1 protein-coding gene is annotated in these 768 nt (G+C 36.1%); it reads right to left on the reverse strand.

Annotation, left to right across the window (positions count from 1 at the left end):
* Window positions 1-768: hypothetical protein (locus tag J3U75_RS09030; protein WP_267391627.1), on the reverse strand; the 768-nt coding region annotated here is incomplete at both ends.

The following is a 768-nucleotide window of genomic DNA, read 5'->3' on the forward strand; positions in this document are numbered from 1 at the left end:
TTGCCAGCCTGCTTTTTAATTAATTTGCCATCATTAGTCACCACCCAGCTATCCAGTATGGCAGCGATATTTTTTTCGGTTAGTTGCCATAGTTTTAAATAGACACGGTTGTAAGTTATACTGACATCTATCGGAAAATTATTAACAATAAAATCATGATGACAATGTTTTATTTTTCCAACAATATCACATAGGATAAGGGTTTTAATGTTATTATTTGAATCCCGATAGATATACAGATCTTTTCCTGCAATATTATCTGTCCATGGTTGATTGGTACTGGGGTCTATACCGTTATTGGCTTGATAATAGGTTAAGCCAAATACTTTATCTGGTTTTTTAGAATATCCAAAATCCCAGTTTTCTTTTGACGATTCTAAAATATTATTAAACCATTGATTAAAAGTTTTAGGTTGTTTAGGGCTATATAAGTTATAAACAATCGTATAACCCCACGGAAAAGGCTTACCTTTAGGAATCAGATTTTTATTATCATTCATATAATCAATATCAGTTTGCTCTCTTCTAATTTTAATAGCACCATCCGTTACGCGGTATTGAAAATCAAAACCATCAATGGGTAGCTGATAAGTGATGGAGGGACGCTTGTATTCGCCGGCTTTTCTATCACGGTCGAAATCGCCAGGGTCTCCTACATAGTGTACCCACGTAAACACTACACCATCGGGAATACTGACTGGTTTACCGCCCAGATTACCAATGGAATCATAGCGGCCAAATCGATCCTGATTAATGAAAGGTACCGGC

Source organism: Snodgrassella sp. B3088 (assembly GCF_026535815.1).
GTDB classification, from domain to species: domain Bacteria; phylum Pseudomonadota; class Gammaproteobacteria; order Burkholderiales; family Neisseriaceae; genus Snodgrassella; species Snodgrassella alvi_E.